This window comes from Bacillus sp. DB-2 (assembly GCF_003315125.1).
GTDB classification, from domain to species: Bacteria; Bacillota; Bacilli; order Bacillales; family Bacillaceae_G; genus Bacillus_A; species Bacillus_A mycoides.
The window spans coordinates 73,164-87,469 of record NZ_QNRN01000014.1 but is presented as its reverse complement, the minus strand read 5'-3'; the positions used below and the strand labels follow the sequence as shown (position 1 = coordinate 87,469).

Below are 14,306 nucleotides of genomic sequence, written 5' to 3'. Positions count from 1 at the left end.
TCGGTGCTTTTTACATTACATTTTTTTAGTCTTTAATAAAGAAGCACCAGCAATTTCAGGATGCGTCATTTCGTATGGATCCAAAATAATATCAAGCTCTTCTGCTGTAAGTACACCATGTTCTAAACATAGCTCCCTAACAGATTTTCCTGTCGCAATTGCTTCACGTGCAATGCGAGAAGCTGCTTCATAACCAATATGAGGATTCACTGCTGTAATAACTCCAACACTTTTTTCAACATATTGCTTAAGCAACTCTTCATTCGCTGTAATTCCCTTTATACAGTATTCACGGAATACACGGAAACCGTTATTCATAATACTGATGGATTGAATTAAATTAAATACTAATACCGGCTCCATTACATTTAACTCTAATTGTCCAGCTTCTGACGCTAAGCAAATTGTATGGTCATTTCCAATTACTTGGAAAGCAACTTGGTTAATTACTTCTGCCATAACTGGATTTACTTTCCCCGGCATAATAGATGAACCTGGTTGACGAGCTGGTAATTGAATTTCCGCCAACCCAACACGTGGACCAGACGCCATAATACGAAGGTCATTTGCAATTTTAGACATATTCATCATACATACTTTTAGTGCTGCAGATACTTCTGTATATGCATCTGTGTTTTGCGTCGCATCAACTAAGTGCTCTGCACCAACAAGAGGGAAACCACTAAAAGTTCGTAAATGCTTCACAACTTGTTCTATATAAGTAGGGTTTGCATTTAATCCCGTACCGACAGCTGTCGCACCCATATTAACTTCGTATAAATGTTGACGAGACTGTTTAATTCTTTTTATATCACGCTCTAGCACTCTGCTATATGCTTCAAATTCTTGTCCAAGGCGAATTGGAACTGCATCTTGCAAATGCGTACGCCCCATTTTAATAACGTGATCAAATTCTTTTGCTTTATCATGAAAAGCAGAGTGAAGTTCTTCCATTGTAACAAGAAGTTCTTCCAGCATCATAAGAGTTGCTATATGAATCCCAGTTGGGAACGCATCATTTGTTGATTGGGCCATGTTCACATGAGTGTTTGGACTAATTTTCGCATATTCACCTTTTTCGTATCCCATACGTTCTAGCGCTCTATTAGCAATTACTTCATTAGTATTCATATTAATTGAAGTCCCTGCTCCGCCTTGAATCGGGTCTACGATAAATTGATCATGGAACTTTCCATCAACAATCTCTTGTGCCGCTTCTGCAATTTCTTGTCCGATATCTTTAGCTAAGTAACCTGTATCTATATTCGCAAGCGCTGCCGCTTTTTTTACAATTGCCATTGCCGTAATGAGTGACGGATGAATGCGGTATCCTGTAATAGGAAAGTTTTCTACGGCACGTAATGTTTGTACACCATAATAAGCTACACTCGGTACTTCCTTTTCACCTAAAAAATCTTTTTCTATACGTATATCCTTCGTTGCTATCATTTTTCATCACCTATACTTTTCATTCTAAATCCTTATCTAAAGAATTCGCCCTATAAAATACGAGTATCATTAAATGAATTCTTCAGTATCCACTTTCACTATATAGCACCTTTTTGAAAGCGCAAACATTTATTTTTCTATATATACTTTTTATTAAAGTTTATATAATAGAAAATCCATTCATTCTTCTACTTTCTTTATTTCAACTCGCTTAATTTGATGCATATCCTTTTCAAGAACTTTAAAAGAAAAGCCGTGTTTTTCAATAATATCTCCTTCAGCAACGATTTGCTTTTGTACCATAATCCAACCACCAATTGTATCAACATCATCAGCGACCAAATGTATGCCAAATAAATCATTTACTTCGCTAATAAGCACTTTCCCCTCTACAATTTTACACACTTCACTTATATGTTCTATAGGTGGATGCTCATCTTCATCGTATTCATCTCGGATTTCTCCAACAATTTCTTCTAAAATATCTTCCAATGTAACAATCCCTGCTGTGCCACCATATTCATCATATAATACAGCTAATGGAATGTGCCTTCTCTGCATTTGCAATAGTAAATCATGGATTGGGATATTTTCTAACACTTCAATAACTGGACGTGTATATGGTGTAATCGAACACTCTTCATCTCGATTACCATCCATATAACGAATAAATAAGTCCTTTACATTAACCATCCCAATAATTTCATCTTTATCTTCACCAAATACTGGATATCTCGTATATTTTTCTTGTGCAATTACTTTAATATGTGTCTCAAACGGCTCATCTTCATATAAGCCAACAACTTCAGTACGAGGTACCATAATTTCCTTTGCTACCCTGTTATCAAATTCAAAGATGTTATTCACATATTTAAATTCAGTTTGATTAATCTCGCCACTCTCATAACTCTCAGACAAGATTAATCTTAGTTCCTCCTCAGAATGCGCAACTTCATGTTCAGAAGCAGGATGTAAACCAAATAAGCCTGTCACAAATCGTGCAGAGCCATTTAAAGCCCAAATAAATGGATACATAACTCGGTAAAAATAAATAAGGGGCTTTGATAATAATAAGCTAACTTGCTCTGCTTTTTGGATTGCAAAAGTCTTTGGAGCGAGTTCACCAATTACAACATGTAAAAACGTAATAACTGCAAATGCAATAATAAATGAAACTGTACTTGTAATTGCAGGAGATAAATCCAATTTTAAAAACAGCGGTTCGAGTAAATGTTTAATCGTCGGTTCTCCTAACCACCCGAGCCCTAAAGCAGTAATCGTAATTCCTAACTGACATGCCGATAAATACTCATCTAAATTTGAAGTTACTTTTTTAGCTGCCAATGCGCCTCGTCTTTTTTCACTAACGAGTTGATCGATACGACTGCTACGCACCTTTATGATTGCAAACTCAACAGCCACAAAAAATGCTGTTAACGCAATAAGGATGGCTACCATCAGTAATTTTAAAATATCCACATATGTCCTTTAGCTTTCTTAGCTAAAGTTACACCTCCTTTAAAAAAGAAGTTTCACTTTAGTTTCTTCATTTATTTGAAAGCAACCCTATATAAAATTCACCAATTTCAAGCCTCATACAATTCTAAAGGCAAGCCATCAGGATCTTGGAAAAAGACAAATTTTTTATCCGTAATTTCATCCATACGTATCGCTTCAGTCTCCACACCGCATTGTTTTAAATGGTTTACAGCTTCTTCTATATTTGTAACAGCAAATGCTAAATGTCTAAGTCCAGCTGCTTCTGGAAAACTTGGGCGCTTAGGTGGACTAGGAAATGAAAATAATTCAATTTGATACTCTTCCCCTACACATAAATCTAACTTATAAGAATCTCGTTCTTTTCTATATACTTCATTTATCGCTTTAAAACCTAATATCCGAGTATAAAAATCCTTTGACAGTTCATAATTCGAACAAATAATTGCAACGTGGTGCACTCTACATATATTCATGCTCTCTCTATTCCTTTCTTTACCAAAGATGCATATTCTCCCTTAAAATGAAAAACATATATAGCAGAATATCTCTTTTAGGGGGCTTATTATGAAATTTATCACTTTTTTCGTTGGACTTATCGTTGTTTTTCTCCTTGCCTACATCGCTAGTAACAATAAAAAACATATTAAATTCAAGCCAATTTTCATCATGCTTATTATACAGTTAATTTTAACCTATTTATTATTAAATACAGAAATTGGCCTCATCCTTATTACGATAATTTCCAACCTGTTTACAAAGTTACTCGACTATGCTGCATCTGGTATAAATTTTGTATTTGGAGGTCTTGCAAACAAAGGTGAAATGCCATTTTTCCTTAATGTATTATTACCGATTGTGTTTATTTCCGTCTTAATTGGTATATTACAACATTTCAAAATACTACCATTATTTATTCATTGGATTGGTTTCTTTCTTAGCAAAATAAATGGTCTTGGGAAATTAGAATCTTACAATGCCATCGCTTCCGCTATTGTCGGCCAATCAGAAGTTTTTATTACGGTAAAAAAACAATTAGCTCAAATCCCAAAACATCGACTTTATACACTTTGCGCCTCTGCTATGTCTACCGTATCTATGTCCATTGTTGGTGCCTATATGACGATGATCGAACCAAAATATGTAGTAACCGCACTCGTTCTGAACTTATTTAGCGGTTTTATTATCGTACTCATTATTAATCCTTACGACGTTAACGACGACGAAGATATTTTAGAAATAAAAGGTGAAAAGCAAAGTTTTTTTGAAATGCTCGGAGAATACATCCTTGATGGTTTTCGCGTAGCAATTGTCGTCGGCGCTATGCTCATTGGATTCGTCGCATTAATGAGTTGTATTAATGACCTATTCCTCATTATATTCGGCATTACTTTCCAACAACTAATAGGCTATGTATTCGCCCCTATTGCATTTCTTATCGGCGTACCAAGTTCTGAGATTGTCACAGCTGGTAGCATTATGGCAACAAAGCTTGTAACAAATGAATTTGTAGCAATGATGGATCTTAGTAAAATTTCCAGCACTCTCTCTATCCGTACAGTTGGTATTATTTCTGTCTTCCTCGTTTCTTTTGCCAACTTTTCTTCCATTGGAATTATTTCCGGTGCTGTAAAAGGGTTAAACGAAGAACAAGGAAATGTTGTTGCCCGGTTCGGCTTAAAATTACTATACGGAGCTACTCTCGTTAGTATTCTATCTGCAATTATTGTAAGTATTATGTTGTAATTAGGTAAAATTTTATCATTTTCTTATCCTTATCTTTTGTATACAATAACGAATAGATGTCTCATAAATAATCGAGACATCTATTTTTTATACATGTACAATCCATTTTATTTAGCGTAAAATATTTTTTATGTGTTTTAATACGCTTCTAGATATATACACTTTGATAGTTTTAAAGGAGAACAAATGATGAAATCCGACGTTAACAAAAATAATCGAACCACAAAAAAACAATTAAAGAAAAAACGCCTACTTTGGTTCATTCTCATTCCATTACTTATTGTAGCAATGGGAGCAGGAGGCTATTCCTTCCATATATACAGTAAAGCAAAATCTGTCTTAAGCAATGCCTATTCTGAACTCGGCCGGGGAGATAAATCCAGCAAACGTGAAAAAGCTGTTAAACCTATGACTGACAACATTTCTGTCCTTATTATGGGTGTTGATGAAAGTGATATCAGGGAAAAAGGTTACGGAAAAGCAACTCGTACGGATGCATTATTACTTGCAACAATTAATAAAAATGATAAATCAGTTAAACTTGTCAGCATTCCACGTGACTCACGCGTCTACATTAAATCACGTGATAAATATGATAAAATCACACACGCACACGTATTTGGTGGTGTAGACAGCACAATTGATACAGTAGAAAACTTTTTAGATGTCCCAGTTGATTACTATGTAAAATTTAATTTCAAATCCTTTATCAAGATCGTTGATTCTCTAGGTGGTATAACTGTCGACGTTCCCGTTGAGTTCACAGAACAAAATAGTAGCGACGAAGCAGATGCAATTCACCTCAAAAAAGGACGTCAACATTTAAATGGAGAAGAAGCACTTGCACTAGCTAGAACTCGCCATATTGACAGTGATTATATGCGCGGTCAACGACAACAACTTGTTTTAGAAGCTATTGCTGAGAAAGCACTATCTCTCAATTCCATTAATAAAATCGGAAGCCTATTAGATGCTGTCGATACAGACTTAAAAACAAATTTAACTTTTGATGATATGATAACTATTGCAAAAAATTCAATGGATTCAAATTTAAAAATGGATAAATTGCAAGTGGAAGGTACTGATAAATATATAGGTGGTATTTATTATTACGTTCCAAACGAAAAGAGTGTTAATGATATATCGACAACACTTCAAGAACATCTCGGTGTTACGAATAAAAATGAGCATAAAAAATTATAATAAAAAGGCTGCTAGATTTTTCTAAGCAGCCTTTTTATTATAATTTTCAACATATTTCTCATTCATATTGTGACAAAAAGAGACAATTATTACAGCAGTGTAACATTTTTTATGAAAACATTACACACGTAGTGAAAATAATAGTATACTAGGACGTACATAATGTTATTTTCATCATTTTTATACAAAAAATGTAATACATATATTTATACAAATTTTTCTGGGGGGAAATAAATGAAGCTAGGCAAAATCCTGATCGGTTCCGCTATCGCTGGTGGCATATTACTTTGCGTTGGTGGTGTTGGTGGATATCAATATGTATCCAAATTAAATAATCAACTAAATACAACTGCACTACCAAACACTACATTTGAAGGTATTTCTCTTGATGGAAAAAATAAAGCAGCTATTCAAGCCCTTGTTAATCAAAAGGTGAATGAATTAAATCAAAAACCTCTTAACTACGTATTCCAAAATGATAAGCAAAATTACACGTGGAAAGATTTAGGAGTAGATTATAAAGAGAAGGATATTGTCGACAATATCTTTAAAGAACAAGAAGGGAACGTAATGAATCGTTACAACATGCGTAAGCAAGCTGAAAACGGTGAAGTAAAACGTGACTATAAATTAACACCACAATTAAATACAACAACTTATGAAACCTTTATAAAGGATAAATATAATGAAACATTAAAAAATCCTGTCAACGCCGAATTAAGTGTTGAAGGCTCTACAGTAAATATTAGCCAAAGTCAAACTGGGGAAAAAATTGATAAAGGAAAATTAACCGATTTAACAAGCGCAGCTATTACTTCTGGCACATCCGATGTTGTATTACCAGTTACACTAATAAAACCTGAACGTTCTACAGAAGATATACAACAAATGGGGATTAAAGAAGTGATTGCTGAATACTCTACCCCAATGGCTGGCCGTAATGGAAATCAGTCCTATAATGTAAATAAGTCAGCTAATACTTTAAGTGGAGTTATTGTAGCACCTGATGAAACGTTTAGTTTTAATGGCCGTGTTGGCGTAACTGATGCTGCACATGGTTATAAATCCGCAGCAGTATATTCACAAGGTAAAGTTATACAAAGTGCAGGCGGAGGTGTTTGCCAAGTAAGTAGTACTTTATACAGCGCAGCTTTAAGGGCAGATTTAGGAATTGTTTCTCGAAGCAATCATTCTATGCCCGTAAATTATTTACCACTTGGGCAAGATGCAGCAGTAGCAGATTATGGTCCGGATTTAAAATTTAAAAACAATACAGGTAAGCATATTTACATTCAAGCATTTTCAAATGGCGGTAGTATTACTACACGTATTTTCGGTACAAATACTGGTAAAAATGTTGAAGTTTCTTCTCAAGTAGTTAGTAATACTGGTGATAAAATAACAGCGGTTACGTATAAAAAAGTAACACAAAACGGTGAAGTACTCTCAAATGGACAAATTTCAAAAAGCGTATATAAAAGTGCCCCAAAACAATGAGATAATATCAAACGGACAAATTTCAAAAAGCGTATACAAAAAGGCGTGATCTACTCACGCCTTTTTCTTTTGCAATAATAGTAAAAAATTTTCCAGATGATCTTTCGTTTCTTCTAAAGACCACACACGATTGCCTTGCTTCGCAGCTAATACGCACGCTTCTTCCCACGCGTTCTTTTTCTTCATATTTACTAATTCATCGCGTAATTTCAAAACAATCTCTTCGTCCTCTTGCTCTATAAACTCTTCCATCACGCTTACTATTTCATCCTCATGAATACTTAACGTACAGTACGATTTAAGAAAGTATTGTAATGTTGGATACATATATACTCCCCCCCTTTATTTATCTGATGGATAAGAAGTAATAATCTTAAATCCTAGATTTCCTGATTTATCTCTCGCTAAAACAGTAACAGTCTTTACTAGCTTGTCTTTTACATTCATATTTTTCTTTATTACTGTTTTTCCAACTGGGAATGAATGAGTTGTATTCAATACAAGACGAGCCTCTTTAGAGTTTTTCAACCAATCCTGAATTTCTTTATCATGTTGTTTTAAACTATCTTTCACAGCCTTTGTCGCTGTTTCCTTATCATAGTATGTACTTGCCGCTGAAACTTTATCTGTCTTCAAACGATTCTTCAAATCCTCTTCCGATTTGCCTACATGCCTTTCAATCGTATGACCATTTTTAGGTGGCCCTTCCATTTCATCTAAAATATTATCACTAATTTTTTCTACTGATGTAGAATGATCCTCTTTTGGTTTTTCTGTTTTTTGTTCTTTTCCTGCACATCCACTTAAAATCAGCATTAGTGCCAATAAACTACTCAAGAAAAGACTACTTAATCGTTTCATCGTATCACCTCTTCCATGATTATTATCGTAACTCCACTAAAAGTCAATTTCACAAAGAAAAAATGTATACGGTTTTAAAATCCTCATTCATTTTGCTATATTTTCCACCCCCCCTTTCATCAAATCACTGTTTTTCGCCCTTCTTAAAATATACCCCCATGTTTTTATAATTATTTCCCGGATGAAAACACCAATCAAAACACTCCACGAGCCCTTTAAATATAGGATTTTCGGAGTGTTTTTCAAATAAGTTAAATATACCCCTGTTTTTATATACCCAATACCTACATAAGGTATATAAACAGCTTTCTATCAACTGTTTTCTACATTATGTAAATTTGCACTTGCCTATACAATAGAAATATGGTGTAATGCAAAAAAAGATAAAGGATTTTATAAAATGGTTGAAACAATTCAAAACTTCTTAACAGATTATTATTCAATCGCAATTCCACTTAGTATCTTAATCAACATCATCATCAGTCTTTTAGGTTTTATCCCTAGTATTTTTTTGACCGCTATTAATATACAACTCTTCGGTGTAACAAATGGTACAATCATTTCGATCACAGGCGAGGCATTAGGGGCTATTATCTCGTTTTATATTTATCGTATAGGCCTTCAAAGGTTCACTCACGATAAAGTAAATAAGTATCCAAAGGTAGAGCGCCTTCTTTACGTAGAAGGCAGGGAGGCATTTCTACTCGTCCTATCTTTTCGTTTTATTCCTTTCATTCCGTCCAGTATCGTTACTTTATTTGCAGCTCTAGGCAAGATGTCATTACTCTCTTTCAGTATTGCCAGCACAATAGGGAAAATACCGGCCTTATTGATTGAAGTATATTCTGCATATCATGTCATAAACGGAACAAATGAAGCGAAGTGGATTATAACAATCGCGGGTTGTGTTGGATTATTTTATTTGTGGAAAAAATGGAGAAAAAAATAAAGAAGGAGCCTATGCTCCTTCTTTATTTTTGAGGTATTTTATTAATAACTATCCCTTAAAGCCTTAGTTTACACCAACAGCACTAAATGATTGCTTAACTGCTGCTACTTCTGCAGAGCTAGCACCATATAAATCAGCTGCAGCTTGTACTGCACCAGCACGAGCTTGACTAAATGTAGTAGATTGCGTGAAATACTGTGTATTTGCACGGTAGTAAATCGCACCTAATTTATCTTTACCGATACCAGTTACAGTTACACCAGAATGCGTACCACCATTTGCTAATAAATAAGCTTGTTTGTTAATAATACCACTGTTTGTATGAACGCCACCGTTATCACTTGAACCAGTGTAACGCTTAGAATAATGGTCTGGATCACCATATTTCGTTGGATCACTCATAGAACGCAGTGCATCTCCTGCTTTACCAGGCGTGTAAATATCTTCACCAATCTCCCAATCCGGGTTACGGTTATCATAGAATTCTACTAACGTACCAAAGATATCAGAAATTGCTTCATTTAATGCTCCTGATTCATTTTGATAAATTAAATTCGAGCTATTTTCCGTAACTGCATGCGTTAATTCGTGACCAATTACGTCAATACCACCAGATAATGAAGTGAATGTTACACCATCACCATCTCCGTATACCATTTGTGAACCGTTCCAGAATGCATTATTATACTTACTTCCGTAATGAACAGTTGATTTTAATGGTGCTCCTGCATCATTAATAGAATTTCGGTTAAATGTATCTTTATAGTAATCATATGTTTTACCTGCATAGTAATGAGCATCTACTGCTGCTGCATCATACGCTGCATTGAAAACATTATCTGCATCTGCCCATAATGTTCCTGGTAACGTCGAACGATTTTTCGCATCATATGTGAAAATTGTTGCTCCGCGCGTATTATCTTGCAAGTAGTAAGATGATCCAGATAACGTTGTATTAAGCGATTTCGTATCTCCTAATACACCTTTACCAGTTCCTACTTTATTCGTTCCTGTTACAGGCTTTATAACCGCTTTCGCATCCTGTTTAGGAGCATCTTGTTTAACAGGAGACTTATCATCATTTGTTACATGATCAATTGTATTAAACTTATTTAATACTTTACCGCTTTCCGCCTCAATGAAATAGTAGTAATTTCCTGGGCTTGGATCTAAGAAGTTTAGATTTACAACGTATGCATATGTCGTTTCTTCACCGTTTTGATATACATATAAGTCCGCTTTTGGTTCTACCTCATATTTAGGTGTTACTCCTAAATCTTGCTGCGCGATTTCAATTGCTTTTGCGCCTTCAATCTTATTTTTGTTTTTTAACTTTTCCTTTTTGTCTAAATCAGGCGCAACTGTTCCAGACAATACCTTTAAAGAACCATCTTTACTTACGTGAGCTACTTGAGTAGATCCCCATACAGGTACTCCCTCGTAAACTTGTTGCATACGTACTACTGTTGAATCAGTTACAGCGTCTTTTTTCACTTGTTTCACTTTGAAAGAATCTTGCGCACTCTTTTCCCCTAACTTATAATCACCTTTTGCCGCGTTTAAGTAATCAAACACAACAGATTCCGCTTTCTTACCAGTCGCTCCAGTTAGATCACCAGAAATAAACTCAGGTGACTGTACCGTCTCATTGTACTTCTTAGTAGAGAGTACATTTTTAGAATCCGCAAATGCAGAGCCTGTCCCTCCGAACGTAGTAACTGCCATTCCTGCCGCTAACACTAACGCTAAACTCTTCTTTTTCATCTAACATTCCCCCTAATAAAAAATTTTTGAAAAAGAGTAGTTTCATATTATCATTATGTTTCCATTATTAATATACTAAAAATTCAAATAATTGTTTTCTCAAGTTTTGTAGAATTTTCGGGAGCAAATATTGAGAAACCCCTTTCCGTTTGGAAAGGGGTTTTTTGGTTATGAATTAATTTGTTGAACCGTTTTAGCTTGTTGACCAACGATATCAGGTTTACTACTATACTGATGTATTCCTCCAGCAACTGTAAGAGTTACTATAAACGCCAATACTCCAAATACCATCTTTTTCATTTTCACTCCTCCTTATTATCATTCATCAAATCAATAACTAACCTATAATATCGATTACTTTCCTCAAATCTCGATAAACTAGCGAAATGTTCTGCGAGTTCAACGTATACTTTCTTTAATTCTATTTTATTTCCCGCAGATTTATACAAAGGAATAGCCTCATTTTCCAAAAATACTTTATAATCTTTTGCTTCTTCAAAATGTTTATATCTAAGAATTAAAAGCAAATATAACTTTGCATTAAATCTCTCTTCTTGTTTTGCTGCAACAATTCCCTTATCAATCCATTCTTTTGCCTCTTCTAATTCTTCTAATTTAATGCATACTAATGCCAGTTCATATATTGTATCTAGATAGTTTAAATCTACTTGTTTTTGAAGTTGCAGACTATCCAAATAATATTTCTTCGCCTGCTGATATTTGCTTTTTTTATAATATATACTTCCCATATTGCTTAAAGTAATAGCTAAAAGTACATCCTTATCCGCAAAAGATGTGGCCTCCCTCAATATACTCTCATACATTCTTAAGGCCTCTTCATACTGACCTTTTTCTGTGTAACTTACTGCAATAAGTATCTGGCAATTAATTATATTTCTAAACTTATATTCACTACGAAATCCTTCTAATGCTATATTCACAAAATGAATTGCAAGGTGATGAATATCTAAATGAGTATATGCAAGCGCTATATTATAGTACATACCCGTTTCATGATACCCTTGTTCCTTGGCCATTACTTCTGTTTTTAATAAGTGGTCTAGTCCATCCTTCCATCTATACTGCAAACAGCACAATAACCCTCTACTGTACGTATATAATAACTTCTGAAATGGAGAATACTTTTTGTAGACTTTCTTTAATCTCTCTAATTCTTCTTCAATTGCAGATATATCCCTTTTCATAATTAAATAACGTGTATACAGCAGTTTATAATAATTTATAATTTCAAAATCCAACACATGCTTCATTTCACCTTGCAACTCTTCGTATATGCGCTCTACTTGTTGCTTGTCCAAATGAACTAATGCATTCAACCACTCGTCCAACTTCACCTTCACATCTTCTTCTACATCTCTCAAATCCGTCACAGCAATTTCTAGTCTTGTGCAGAGCAATTGTAGAATTTCTTCTGATGCTTCAATCTTTCCATTTTCGATCTTACTTAAGTATGAGACAGAACAAATGCCCTGACATAATTCTTCTTGTGTCATTTTTTGCTGTAGCCGTTTATAAAAAACTTGCTTGCCTATTTTTTCTAATGTTTGTTGCATTGTCCTCCTCCATTCTCATTACCCCCATTACTCTAATAATACATAAAATCTTGAGAAATATAAATTGATAAATGTAAATTTTCTAAAAAATATGCATTATTTCATTTTTTTCTCCCTTGACTTCAATCCCCTATTACTTCTTTGCTACGGAAGGGGGAAAATTGGTATACTATAACCAAATTGCGGAGGTGTTTTCACAATGAATCATTATAAAGACGATAGTTACGCCTTACATACAGATTTATATCAAATCAACATGGCTTATACATATTGGAAAGATGGTATTCATACTCGCCGTTCTGTTTTTGATCTATACTTTCGAAAGCTTCCATTCGAAAACGGCTATGCTGTTTTTGCTGGTCTTGAAAAAATTGTAGAGTACATAGAAAATTTCAGCTTTACCGAAAGTGACATCGCTTATTTAGCAGAGCTGCAATTTGAAGAAGACTTCCTTCATTATTTACAAAACATGAAATTTACTGGCACGATTCGTAGTATGCAAGAAGGCGAAGTTGTTTTTAATAACGAACCATTATTACGTGTTGATGCACCGCTTGGCGAGGCACAAATAATTGAAACCGCCCTCTTAAATATTGTAAATTACCAAACATTAATTGCTACAAAAGCTGCACGTATGAAGCACGCTGCAAATAATGATGAGCTTTTAGAGTTCGGTACAAGACGCGCTCATGAGTTTGATGCTGCCCTTTGGGGAACACGAGCTGCCTTTATTGGTGGGTTTTCATCTACAAGTAACGTTCGCGCAGGGAAACGCTTTGGCATCCCTGTAGCTGGCACACATGCCCATTCTTTCGTTCAAGCATATCGCGATGAATATGTTGCATTTAAAAAATATGCTGAAACACATAAAAAATGTGTATTTCTTGTCGATACATACGACACATTAAAATCTGGTGTTCCAAATGCGATTCGTGTTGCAAAAGAGTTCGGGGATCGTATCGATTTTTATGGCATTCGCCTTGATAGTGGTGATATGGCATATTTATCAAAGGAGGCCAGAAAACAACTTGATGCAGCTGGATTTACAAACACAAAAATTATCGCTTCTAGCGATTTAGATGAATATACGATTATGCACTTGAAATCTCAAGGGGCAAAAATTGATGTATGGGGTGTTGGTACAAAGCTGATTACATCCTTTGAGCAGCCAGCATTAGGGGCCGTTTATAAACTAGTCGCTATTGAAGATACTGACGGAAAATTAAATGATACGATTAAGATTTCATCTAATCCTGAAAAAATTACAACCCCAGGACTTAAACGAATTTATCGTATTATTAACCGTGTTAACGATCATGCAGAGGGCGATTATATTGCTTTAGAGTCAGAAGAACCCGGAAAAGAAGAGCGTTTAAAAATGTTTCATCCAGTTCATACATATATAAGTAAATTCGTAACAAGCTTTGAAGCACGCGAACTGCATCAAGATATTTTCATTAACGGTAACAGAGCGTATGAATTACCTAATATATTAGAGATTCAAAAGTATAATGAACGCAGCCTCTCACTATTTTGGGAAGAGTATATGCGAACTTTAAACCCAGAAGAGTACCCTGTCGATTTAAGCCAAGAATGTTGGGATCATAAAATGAATTATATTCAAACTGTTCGAGAACAAGTTGAAAAAAACATACAAAAATAAAGTGAAGCTTTAATTAGTGGGGTTTTGTCCCTCCCCCACTTCTCCATTTTTCAATACTATATAGATATTTGTAAAAAATATATTAAAATAATAAGAAGAATAT

The 14,306-nt window shown here is 34.7% G+C and carries 13 protein-coding genes; 5 read left to right on the top strand and 8 right to left on the bottom strand.

The window, feature by feature from the left end; all coding sequences use genetic code 11:
• Positions 1–15: 15 nt before the first annotated feature.
• From aspA to gloA2, 3 genes are all read right to left on the bottom strand, one after another.
• On the bottom strand, positions 16–1,449 hold the full coding sequence (gene aspA, locus DET63_RS22355; protein ID WP_002029742.1) for an aspartate ammonia-lyase: 1,434 nt from the start codon (positions 1,447–1,449) through the stop codon (positions 16–18).
• A gap of 180 nt (positions 1,450–1,629) precedes the next feature.
• Entirely contained in the window at positions 1,630–2,928 is a 1,299-nt protein-coding gene (locus tag DET63_RS22350; RefSeq protein ID WP_113937885.1) for a hemolysin family protein, read from the bottom strand.
• A gap of 107 nt (positions 2,929–3,035) precedes the next feature.
• Positions 3,036–3,422 carry an SMU1112c/YaeR family gloxylase I-like metalloprotein gene (gene gloA2, locus DET63_RS22345; RefSeq protein ID WP_060751662.1) on the bottom strand — a complete coding sequence of 129 codons (387 nt, stop codon included), beginning with the start codon at positions 3,420–3,422 and terminating at the stop codon, positions 3,036–3,038.
• 91 nt (positions 3,423–3,513) lie between these two features.
• Here gloA2 and DET63_RS22340 point away from each other — a divergent pair, with 91 nt between their 5' ends.
• From DET63_RS22340 to DET63_RS22330, 3 genes are all read left to right on the top strand, one after another.
• Complete coding sequence (locus tag DET63_RS22340; RefSeq protein ID WP_113937884.1) at positions 3,514–4,692, top strand: NupC/NupG family nucleoside CNT transporter; 1,179 nt, start codon at positions 3,514–3,516, stop codon at positions 4,690–4,692.
• A 186-nt stretch (positions 4,693–4,878) separates the two neighbouring features.
• On the top strand, positions 4,879–5,895 hold the full coding sequence (locus tag DET63_RS22335) for an LCP family protein (protein WP_113937883.1): 1,017 nt from the start codon (positions 4,879–4,881) through the stop codon (positions 5,893–5,895).
• 234 nt (positions 5,896–6,129) lie between these two features.
• Positions 6,130–7,392, top strand: a complete 1,263-nt coding sequence (locus tag DET63_RS22330; RefSeq protein ID WP_113937882.1) for a VanW family protein — start codon at positions 6,130–6,132, stop codon at positions 7,390–7,392.
• Between the two features lie 54 nt (positions 7,393–7,446).
• On the opposite strand, the gene DET63_RS22325 is transcribed toward DET63_RS22330, so the two are convergent.
• Both DET63_RS22325 and DET63_RS22320 read right to left on the bottom strand, forming a co-directional pair.
• On the bottom strand, positions 7,447–7,719 hold the full coding sequence (locus DET63_RS22325) for a hypothetical protein (protein WP_016097207.1): 273 nt from the start codon (positions 7,717–7,719) through the stop codon (positions 7,447–7,449).
• A gap of 15 nt (positions 7,720–7,734) precedes the next feature.
• Positions 7,735–8,253: an RNase A-like domain-containing lipoprotein gene (locus DET63_RS22320; RefSeq protein WP_002125157.1), complete on the bottom strand. Its 519-nt coding sequence runs from the start codon at positions 8,251–8,253 to the stop codon at positions 7,735–7,737.
• Positions 8,254–8,653: 400 nt separating this feature from the next.
• Here DET63_RS22320 and DET63_RS22315 point away from each other — a divergent pair, with 400 nt between their 5' ends.
• Positions 8,654–9,202, top strand: a complete 549-nt coding sequence (locus DET63_RS22315; protein ID WP_113937881.1) for a TVP38/TMEM64 family protein — start codon at positions 8,654–8,656, stop codon at positions 9,200–9,202.
• A 63-nt stretch (positions 9,203–9,265) separates the two neighbouring features.
• On the opposite strand, the gene DET63_RS22310 is transcribed toward DET63_RS22315, so the two are convergent.
• The 3 genes from DET63_RS22310 to DET63_RS22305 all read right to left on the bottom strand — a co-directional run bounded on the left by DET63_RS22310 (position 9,266) and on the right by DET63_RS22305 (position 12,540).
• The gene (locus DET63_RS22310; RefSeq protein WP_113937880.1) at positions 9,266–10,966 is read right to left on the bottom strand and encodes a M4 family metallopeptidase; all 1,701 of its coding nucleotides are present in this window, start codon (positions 10,964–10,966) and stop codon (positions 9,266–9,268) included.
• A 168-nt stretch (positions 10,967–11,134) separates the two neighbouring features.
• Complete coding sequence (nprX, locus tag DET63_RS30065) at positions 11,135–11,266, bottom strand: quorum-signaling peptide NprX (protein WP_002174820.1); 132 nt, start codon at positions 11,264–11,266, stop codon at positions 11,135–11,137.
• Between the two features lie 2 nt (positions 11,267–11,268).
• Complete coding sequence (locus DET63_RS22305; protein WP_016101848.1) at positions 11,269–12,540, bottom strand: tetratricopeptide repeat protein; 1,272 nt, start codon at positions 12,538–12,540, stop codon at positions 11,269–11,271.
• Positions 12,541–12,739: 199 nt separating this feature from the next.
• Here DET63_RS22305 and DET63_RS22300 point away from each other — a divergent pair, with 199 nt between their 5' ends.
• Entirely contained in the window at positions 12,740–14,203 is a 1,464-nt protein-coding gene (locus DET63_RS22300; protein ID WP_078178067.1) for a nicotinate phosphoribosyltransferase, read from the top strand.
• Positions 14,204–14,306 lie beyond the last annotated feature (103 nt).